Origin of the sequence: Peribacillus sp. NPDC096622, assembly GCF_044762665.1 — a bacterium.
In the GTDB taxonomy this organism is placed as follows: Bacteria; Bacillota; Bacilli; order Bacillales; family DSM-1321; genus Peribacillus; species Peribacillus frigoritolerans_B.
The window spans coordinates 1-8,125 of sequence record NZ_JBIWES010000045.1 but is presented as its reverse complement, the minus strand read 5'-3'; the positions used below and the strand labels follow the sequence as shown (position 1 = coordinate 8,125).

At 32.7% G+C, this 8,125-nt stretch carries 11 protein-coding genes and 1 pseudogene; 4 read left to right on the top strand and 8 right to left on the bottom strand.

The features are described 5' to 3' along the window. Positions 1–431: 431 nt before the first annotated feature. The 3 genes from ACIQYG_RS26585 to ACIQYG_RS26575 form a co-directional block, all read right to left on the bottom strand. On the bottom strand, positions 432–671 hold the full coding sequence (locus ACIQYG_RS26585) for a hypothetical protein (RefSeq protein WP_061463114.1): 240 nt from the start codon (positions 669–671) through the stop codon (positions 432–434). Positions 672–1,206: 535 nt separating this feature from the next. After that, a complete protein-coding gene (locus ACIQYG_RS26580) occupies positions 1,207–2,082 on the bottom strand; it encodes a zf-HC2 domain-containing protein (protein ID WP_402844499.1) in 876 nt (291 codons plus the stop codon). Then, complete coding sequence (locus tag ACIQYG_RS26575) at positions 2,072–2,560, bottom strand: RNA polymerase sigma factor (protein ID WP_402844496.1); 489 nt, start codon at positions 2,558–2,560, stop codon at positions 2,072–2,074. The genes ACIQYG_RS26580 and ACIQYG_RS26575 overlap by 11 nt, the downstream gene beginning before the upstream one ends. 366 nt (positions 2,561–2,926) lie before the next feature. Between ACIQYG_RS26575 and ACIQYG_RS26570 the strand changes: the two genes are divergently transcribed. After that, positions 2,927–3,241, top strand: coding sequence for a hypothetical protein (locus ACIQYG_RS26570; RefSeq protein ID WP_328132081.1), 315 nt, complete (start codon positions 2,927–2,929; stop codon positions 3,239–3,241). A 170-nt stretch (positions 3,242–3,411) separates the two neighbouring features. On the opposite strand, the gene ACIQYG_RS26565 is transcribed toward ACIQYG_RS26570, so the two are convergent. After that, the gene (locus ACIQYG_RS26565; protein WP_402844494.1) at positions 3,412–3,747 is read right to left on the bottom strand and encodes a hypothetical protein; all 336 of its coding nucleotides are present in this window, start codon (positions 3,745–3,747) and stop codon (positions 3,412–3,414) included. Positions 3,748–3,874: 127 nt separating this feature from the next. Further along, positions 3,875–4,099 (bottom strand): hypothetical protein, encoded by a 225-nt coding sequence (locus tag ACIQYG_RS26560; protein WP_402844492.1) that lies wholly within the window; start codon positions 4,097–4,099, stop codon positions 3,875–3,877. 89 nt (positions 4,100–4,188) lie between these two features. Here ACIQYG_RS26560 and ACIQYG_RS26555 point away from each other — a divergent pair, with 89 nt between their 5' ends. The 3 genes and pseudogenes from ACIQYG_RS26555 to ACIQYG_RS26545 all read left to right on the top strand — a co-directional run. Continuing rightward, positions 4,189–5,196, top strand: coding sequence for an amidase domain-containing protein (locus tag ACIQYG_RS26555; protein ID WP_402844489.1), 1,008 nt, complete (start codon positions 4,189–4,191; stop codon positions 5,194–5,196). A 15-nt stretch (positions 5,197–5,211) separates the two neighbouring features. Further along, positions 5,212–5,628 (top strand): hypothetical protein, encoded by a 417-nt coding sequence (locus ACIQYG_RS26550; RefSeq protein WP_402844486.1) that lies wholly within the window; start codon positions 5,212–5,214, stop codon positions 5,626–5,628. 51 nt (positions 5,629–5,679) lie between these two features. Then, a pseudogene (locus tag ACIQYG_RS26545) lies at positions 5,680–5,757 on the top strand (recombinase family protein); the annotation flags it as partial. 466 nt (positions 5,758–6,223) lie between these two features. On the opposite strand, the gene ACIQYG_RS26540 reads toward ACIQYG_RS26545, so the two are convergent. The 3 genes from ACIQYG_RS26540 to ACIQYG_RS26530 all read right to left on the bottom strand — a co-directional run bounded on the left by ACIQYG_RS26540 (position 6,224) and on the right by ACIQYG_RS26530 (position 7,830). Continuing rightward, complete coding sequence (locus ACIQYG_RS26540; RefSeq protein WP_241594750.1) at positions 6,224–6,388, bottom strand: DUF2197 domain-containing protein; 165 nt, start codon at positions 6,386–6,388, stop codon at positions 6,224–6,226. A gap of 22 nt (positions 6,389–6,410) precedes the next feature. Continuing rightward, positions 6,411–7,040, bottom strand: coding sequence for a TetR/AcrR family transcriptional regulator (locus ACIQYG_RS26535; RefSeq protein WP_402844483.1), 630 nt, complete (start codon positions 7,038–7,040; stop codon positions 6,411–6,413). A gap of 280 nt (positions 7,041–7,320) precedes the next feature. Beyond that, positions 7,321–7,830 (bottom strand): DinB family protein, encoded by a 510-nt coding sequence (locus ACIQYG_RS26530; RefSeq protein ID WP_402844480.1) that lies wholly within the window; start codon positions 7,828–7,830, stop codon positions 7,321–7,323. Positions 7,831–8,125 lie beyond the last annotated feature (295 nt).

The following is an 8,125-nucleotide window of genomic DNA, read 5'->3' as shown; positions in this document are numbered from 1 at the left end:
TGGGTCAATGGTCGTTGACACTCATGCATCATACAAGAGGGCTCTTTTTCTTTCAAGACCCCGAACATCCTTCTAACAGGAATGCTGCCCCGATAGTTCCATAAAGAAATAGCTGCCTTAAAGACAGCTCTGATCTGTTAGCTTAATATTAAAAGGTTTTAAAAATTAAATTTAAAACAATGAATAGAAAAATGATAATAGCAACTACGATTGCTTCAAGTGTGAATTTTTTATTCTGTTTCTATTGCTGTAATTTCTCCCTGTATTCCATTTGAATCTTTTTCTTTTTATCATCTAATTTCATATTGCAGGTAGACTCCTTAATGAAAATAATTAAGTTTATATTACCATAAAAAACCATATTTGTTATTAAGCTATCCTGCCCCGTTAGCTTAATAACAAAAAGGCTACATTGCCTGCTCCTCCTAAATTCATTCAGGTTCAACAGTAAAGTTTTTTACTGGCTTCACTATGACTTCTTCAATTGTAAAATTAGGAGAATCATATTTAAGATATATATGTCCTTTCCTTACGTATTCCTCAGCTTCCTCAATGGTTTTAAAGCGTTTAGCATAACCATCACCAGAGCACCTGTCCGGATAGCCTGTTGAACGTAAATCCTCATAAATATAGTATTTGAATTTATTTAAGTAATTGGACACTATGTACATTAAAAATCCTCCTTAAATTCCGCGATTAGGGATAAAATAATCTCATTCTCCTGTTAAAATCTCTATAAAAATAATGGTAATAACAAAAGCTAACAAAGAAAGTAAAACTCTATTAAATAAATGAATAGGCGTTAGACGTTCTTTTAGCTTAAAGTATCCATTTAACACGACGATTAGTATAGCAAAATGAATAATTATTGCTATTAAATCAGTGTAAGTAAATGGCTTGCTTATGTAACTATCTGAGTAAAACCCTGTTAGGATTATTACAGTAAATAGAATAAATTGGATTCCAAAATATTTAATAACATTCAAACTGCATAAGCTCCTTCTCAATTTCTCATTGTGTTTCACCATTATTGTAGCTGTAAGAAACAACTTTGGGAAACAGTACATATTGAGAAAACTTCTTCAACTAACCTGCCCCGTTAGTTCCATAAAGAAAAATCTGCCTTTTAAAGACAGCTCCAATCCTAAGCTAAAGCACCCATTAGTTGAAGAACTAGCTCTTAGTAAAATAAGAACTGTAAATATATTATCCCATTACATCTTTAAGACGTTTATTTTGTCTCATTAAGAAAATCCAAAATATCAAAAGAACACTAAATAAAGTAAATAATAATATCGGTGCCTGAAAAATACTCCACGTGCTTGGTCCGTAATAGGTTAATTGGTGATGTCTCTCAATAGTCTGTTCATACGAACTTTTATATTCATATTGAATGACCCACTCATTTTTCGCCATCACAACAGTTCCTAAATCGTAACCACTAGGGGTAATAGGCTCATTCTTCCTAACTATCCCCTTATTTCCAATGATGATGGAAGCTTCATTGTACTCAATAGGATAGATTGCTGTAGGTTTCTGTTTTACAGAAGCATTTTCCTGTAACCAATCTTCTATATCTGCTGCTGGAAAAACAGCTAACAAATTAAGTTTTTTATTATACTTATTAAATATTGTAAGAAGTTGTTTTTCTTCTTTTTCAGTCACTTCTGTTGAGGCTCCAAGAATATGAAATACATCATCCATAATGGCTTCTTTTTCTTGTTCTACTACTTCTAACTTAGTTACTTCTTTTCTATGTTCACTAAACTTTATAATCGAATGGAATAGAAAAATGAATCCAAACAGCAAGGAGAAAAGTGTTGCTAGAAGTAAATAATTCGTCAGTTTCTTTTGACCGTTGAAGAATCTGGATACTTTTTGGAATGGTCTCTTTACTTCCACTTTATAAACTTCATCTATCTCATCGGTAAAATCAACATCATTTTTCATACTTTCTAATACTTCTCTACATTTTTTACACGATTTCATATGTTCCTCAATAAAATGAATACTATCTTGACTGCACAAATGATCGATATATGATGGAAGTAAATCTCTCACTATATTGCATTTATTGTCCATTGTTATCCTTACCCCTTTCCCTTAATTTTATCTTAGCCCTATAAAAAGTAACTCTCGCCCAGTTTTCATTTTTCAGCTGAATTTCTCCTATTTCTTTGAAACTAAGACCACCTAAGATTCTCAAAAGTAAAACCTCTTTATATGGTTCTTCAAGTAAGTGTATTATTCGGTATAGGGCAATTTTGTCTTCCGAATGAATAAATTCAGCTTCAGGAGAAGTATGTAATGTGTCATCTTGAAACATATGTCTTTGTTGTTTCTTATTACGTTCAAGATGCTTATAATAGGAGTGCTTCGCTATTTGACAAAGCCAAACTGACATCTTACATTCACTATTATATCTATCAATGGATTTTACAGCTTGATAGAAGGTTTCTTGTGTTAGTTCTTCTGATAAATCTGCGTTGTAACAAAGACACATTAGATATTTGAATACTTCTTCAGCATAATTGCTATAAATTTCATCTAGTTCTCCCAAGCCTTTTCCTCCTTTCTCTATATATCCGATTCAAGGTAATTTCGTTACAAAAAATATTATATTTTTTATTAATTTTTTTATTGGCAATAGAAAAAAGCCAAACAAAATGGCGGCTAAAGTATTTAAAGTCAACATAATAATTAATATAACTCTATTGAACTAACCTGCCCGTTATTTGCATAAAGAAAAAGCTGCCTAAAAGACAGCTCCGATCCTCAGCTAACGCACCCGTTAGTTCAGAACTAACCTGCCCCTTTAGTATAGTAATATAGTAACTAAACTGTAAACGGATTGTTACGCAAATAGCATTGTTGAAGGAGACTTCAATATATATAATGAATACTTGATGTTAAGGAGTGTTGAAAGATGATAAACGTAACAGTAGATAAGTTAAAATTCAAGAAACAATTATCGATGCTTGAACAAATCACACTGAAAGATTTTCTGTATACCTGGGTAGGTAGCTCAAGCAAGGGATTGGATGATTTTTTTCACCTGGAGTACACAGTAGATGTATTTGCCAAAATGGAAAAAATGACGAATGACACCGATTTGTTGATTTCTGATGATGATTATTTCAGATACATAACATTGACGGAAGATAATCAATTTGTGATAGGTGTTTTAGATATGAATTCAGAATTAAAACATAGAATAATTTCACTAGATAAGTTTAAATAATTCTTCGTTTTCTTTAACCCATACAAAAAGAGGCAGCGTGGTACACTGTCTTTTTTTTTTGTTCTGCGACGTTACTGAATTATCCTGCCTTGATAGTTGCATAAAGAAAGAGCTGCCTTAAAGACAGCTCCGATCTTGAGCTAACGCACCAAGTTTAAGACTTTTTAAAACTAATCACCTATGGCAAATATATGTTTTTTTCGCTGTAACGCTTCTATGCAAATAAACTTTAACTCTTTAGCAAAACGTCTAACTTTTTGTTCTTTGTCCTCCCCTGTGTATTTATTAATTACGCCATCACATATACCTATTAATTCATTAATCTCGTCTCTATACAATATCGTTTCACCATAAATATTAAGATTTAGAAGTAAACCAAACTCATTATTAGAGTCCTTTTCCTTACTTAAAAGATATGAGTGTATTCCCTCTTCAAATTCTACATATGTTTCTTCCTTATACGCTTCTTTATAGGTGTTAGCTAAAATGAAATTGATTCCACACATTTACTTTATCCTTCCCTGCTTATTTCTAACTATTTTAGCAGATTGTACTCCCAAGTCCCTTATAGAACAAACCTGCCCCGTTAGTGCCATAAGAAAAAGCTGCCTTAAAGACAGCTCTGAGCTTCAGCTAAATCACCCGTTTATTAAGAAAAATTTTTTTCAGGGCTTTTAGATTATCTTTATCTAACTCTCCATAACTTGCATTTTCATTATTGCTAATAATTGTTGCTGTACCTGCATTTTCATTAAACCAAATTTTATATTCATAAAGTTTTTCAGGCATATTTTCATCAAAAGTGTAAAACAAAGTAGCTTTTATATCTGGTTTTCTAGCCATTTCCATTTTAACCATATTATTATCCCATGAGAAAAATGTAGAAATTTGGATATATTATTGTTAATATACTACAGTATGGAAAAATATGTATAGGGAGAAAAAAATTGAAAAGAATATTCGGTTTATTATTTTGTGCAACATTGTTCTTAACCAACGTAAATCCCAACTTTGTAAAGGCTAATGAAGAACCATTGGAAAAACCAAGAGAGGAATATACTCTTGAAGAGGCAGAAAAAGCATTTTTGACCTATTTAAATGAAAAACAATTAAACTACGAAATGGGTTCTCCTGAATATAGTGAATATGTAATGAAACTGAACTATGAAGAGGAAACTAATACTGAATTAGCAGAGGATCCATCATACGGTATTATAGCAGCGTATATTTCTGAATATACGTATGCGTATGAAACAAATTTAGGAATGTATGAAGATTCCAACACAGAAGAAAGTCAAACACCCGAAGTATTAGAAGCTCAAAAGGAAGAGTTTTTAAATGCTTTAGAAGTACAAAAAGAAAAAACTATAGGAGATATTGAAGCCGAAATAGAAGTTGAAGAGGAAAAGCAGGAAGGTATTCCAGAACTTGAATTTTCTACTTATTCAACTTATAGTGTAAGCAAGGCAAAGGCTTACGCAAAAAAATGGTATAATTCTAGAAATAGTTATCAGTATCAATCCCAAAATAACGATTGTACTAATTTCGTATCACAAATTTTATTTGCCGGTGGAAAAAGCAAGAAAAAACCATCTCCTGTTCCCGCGAGCACTAGTAATACAAAATACTGGTATAGTTATATGAATGATAGTGGCAAAGTTCCAACCTTTAAAAAATCAACATCATGGATAAATGTTTCAGATTTTTATGCCTTTTGGAGCAAAACTCAATCAACAAAGTCTAGTACAAGCAAAAAAACGCTTATTAGCTATGCAGATGTAGGAGATGTAATCCAATTTAAAAAAGATGAGGCCACTAGATACTCACATTCTATGTTTGTATATGAGAAATCCAATGGAACCCTGTATCTATCTGGTCATACAAGTAATTATTTAAAGAGAAACTTTAAAAAAATTGATACTAGGTGGGTAAAATATCGCGTCATTAAATTTTAACTTGGAGAGAATACAATGAAAAAAAGTTATTTAGTTTTCTTTATACCGCTATTAGTAATTTTGTTAGGAATTTATTGGTATAACTCCACTGGATCTATTTCTGGGAAATCGGATAACGATATGTGGAAAGTGAGTTATAAAGAAAATAGAGATGCTAGTGAACCAACTGGCTGGGATGCCTCGATTAAACAACTTAATGATGACAAAGTTGTTGTCAAAGAAATCGCGCTATTAGAGAATGATAAAACTCTAATAACTCTGACAAGTTTTAAAGAAGGAAGAGCAGAAGATGGAGCAGAGACTAAATTACATCCTTTTTCTCATGAGTCATTTTATTTAGGTGATGCACCAAAAAAAGAAAATATTTATAAAGCTTCCGTTACTTGGGAAAAGGGCGAAAAAGTACACACAGATATATTTGTTTTAGATTAATAGCTTAAGAAAAAGAGCAAGAAAGATTTTGAGCTTGTTCTTTTTCTAATAATGGATACAAGAACCTATACAGGAAAAGCCATGTTCCAAATGATGTGTGTCATTGCAGAATTAGAAAGAAACCTCATCAACGGGAAAAGTTTGCCCAAATGAGGTTGAATTCATTCATAAGTTGTTCGGAGTAGCTGCTTAATCCCAAAGTTAACAGGATATTACCGGATTCTTTGTTTCTATATCATTATTTTTGCACCAGAATCCGATAAAAGTCCAATTTCTCAATTTTTGTGCTGAGAAATTGGACTTTTTAAATATGTGGTCTTGACCCTACCCCTTTATTAAAAGGTAGTATTTTTATATTTACTTATAGTGCAAAATAACGCTTAAAACAGGTAAAAAATAACTCCTAAAGTGACAAGCTTTGAAATAATGATTGATCAAAAGGTCCTCCTGAACCCCCATATTAGCGTAAACACAAAGAATCCATTTGAAAAAAATGTTCAAAATGGATTATTTTTTGTGATCCTTAATGAACTAACGCACCCGTTAGTTTAAGTACAATCCTTCACAATCTATTAGTAGGACTCTCCCCAAAAAACTATCTAAAGAAATTTTTGATTGCTTCAATGCGTATTTTATGACCACAATCATCGCAACAAAAAGTCCTACTCTTTCTTTCCTTAAATTGTTTATATTTTAGTGAACCTTCGTATACTCTGAATATTTTTTTACAACTATAACAAAGTACCTCATAGTAAATCATTGTTATCCTCCTATGTGACACATTACTTTTTAGTTGATTTATCGAAGATTGTAACCAGTTCTCTAGTATACTCCTGAACATCTAAATGTGGCTTTCTCATTAATTCAATGGTGAACCCGTCAATGGCATTTCTTATTGTTAACGCCATCACCCTTGCCGATGGTCTTGTAAACTCTCGGAAAATTCCTTCTTGCATCCCTAGGGTGAGAATATTTTCAATTGGAAGTAAAATAGTTTCATCATGGTCTGCTGCAAACCGAAGTTTACCATCAGCAGTTCTCTGATTAGAAACCGTTTCTATAACAGCGAAAACATGCTTCCGATTTTCATCTACGAATGTAAGATTGGATTCAATATACACCCGAAGCATTTCTTTAGGAGATTTTTGAGCTTCTATTCGTGGAGCAATATATGATTGCCAAGCCATATAGTATTCAATAGGTATTTGCTCCAATAATTCCTCTTTATTTGCAAAGTGATAAGAAATAACCCCCTTACTGATTTTTGCACGTTTTGCAATTTGTCCTAAAGAGGCTTGAGCGTAACCTACTTCTGCGATTGTTTCAATCGCACATTCCACAATTTGAGCTCTACGAGCTTTTTCGATGAATGACATTTGTTTTTGGTTAGTTGGATCATTTTTTTTACTCATGTTCTTATTTTAGTACAGTCGTACAAAAAAACAAACAAAAAAACATTTAGGTGAAGATTATCTAAATGTTTTTGAACCCCTTTATACAACTATCCTGCCCCGTTAGTGACATAAGGATTTTTAAACAACATTATTATTTTTTAATGACTTTATTGTAAATTAAACAACTTTATTAACTCTGTACAGTAGCGTCAGCAACGTTAAGGAAGTTTCAATATTAAAAAACCTAATTTCTCAGCATTAAATGAGAAATTAGGTTTTTTCATTAATAGAAAAAGACTTATAAGTATTTATCACTAATCACTTTCATATGGTGTAACTCGTGCCCGACAATACCATATGCAAAGGTACCTATCGAAACTGGGCTGTTCATTACAGTTCCATTACGCTCCCACGCTGCATCATCAATGGTTGAAATAAGACTTAACGTGTTGGAGCGTACCGTTTCTAAACCAGCTAGTAGCTGCTCCCAGGATAATTTGTTGAAGTTTGCCGCAGAAACGTATTGATCCTGATCCATTGCTGGGAGTGGTGCACTTTCATTTCGTGCAATGGCAAGCATTCGATACGACATCACACGTTCCACGTCGGCCATATGCCCAATCACTTCTTTTAAAGTCCATTTCCCTGGTGCGTACGCCTTCCTTGCTGACTCCTCTGATATGCTCCTCAAGAGGGTAATGGTCTTAGTTCGTTGCTTACTAAGTATTTCTTCAATATCTCCATCTGGCACAAGACTAACATACCTATCATACTCTGGATTTTCAATAGATAATGGTCGTGGACGCACAAGAATCCTCCTCATCGGAATAGTTAATTATGGTTCTAGGCTACTATTCGACTGTCAAGAAGATATTTCCTTTATTTGATATTTAATTTCATTACCACAAAATAATTGCAAATTAAACAACTTTATTAACTCTGTACAACTGATTTATGCAGTTAACATAATAAAGATAATAATGGATTAATTCACTTTTCATTCCACTAACCTCCCTCTATAAACATTGATGTATCAACGATTTGCACCACTCGGTGTATTAGGGAAATTATTTTTTCATTCTACTTTTAAACAGAGTATTGAA

Bases quoted from the DNA above. Each gene is read 5' to 3' on its own strand.
- ACIQYG_RS26585 (WP_061463114.1), bottom strand. From the start codon at position 671: ATGTACATAGTGTCCAATTACTTAAATAAATTCAAATACTATATTTAT.
- ACIQYG_RS26580 (WP_402844499.1), bottom strand. From the start codon at position 2,082: ATGGACAATAAATGCAATATAGTGAGAGATTTACTTCCATCATATATC.
- ACIQYG_RS26570 (WP_328132081.1), top strand. From the start codon at position 2,927: ATGATAAACGTAACAGTAGATAAGTTAAAATTCAAGAAACAATTATCG.
- ACIQYG_RS26565 (WP_402844494.1), bottom strand. From the start codon at position 3,747: ATGTGTGGAATCAATTTCATTTTAGCTAACACCTATAAAGAAGCGTAT.
- ACIQYG_RS26560 (WP_402844492.1), bottom strand. From the start codon at position 4,099: ATGGTTAAAATGGAAATGGCTAGAAAACCAGATATAAAAGCTACTTTG.
- ACIQYG_RS26550 (WP_402844486.1), top strand. From the start codon at position 5,212: ATGAAAAAAAGTTATTTAGTTTTCTTTATACCGCTATTAGTAATTTTG.
- ACIQYG_RS26540 (WP_241594750.1), bottom strand. From the start codon at position 6,388: ATGATTTACTATGAGGTACTTTGTTATAGTTGTAAAAAAATATTCAGA.
- ACIQYG_RS26535 (WP_402844483.1), bottom strand. From the start codon at position 7,040: ATGAGTAAAAAAAATGATCCAACTAACCAAAAACAAATGTCATTCATC.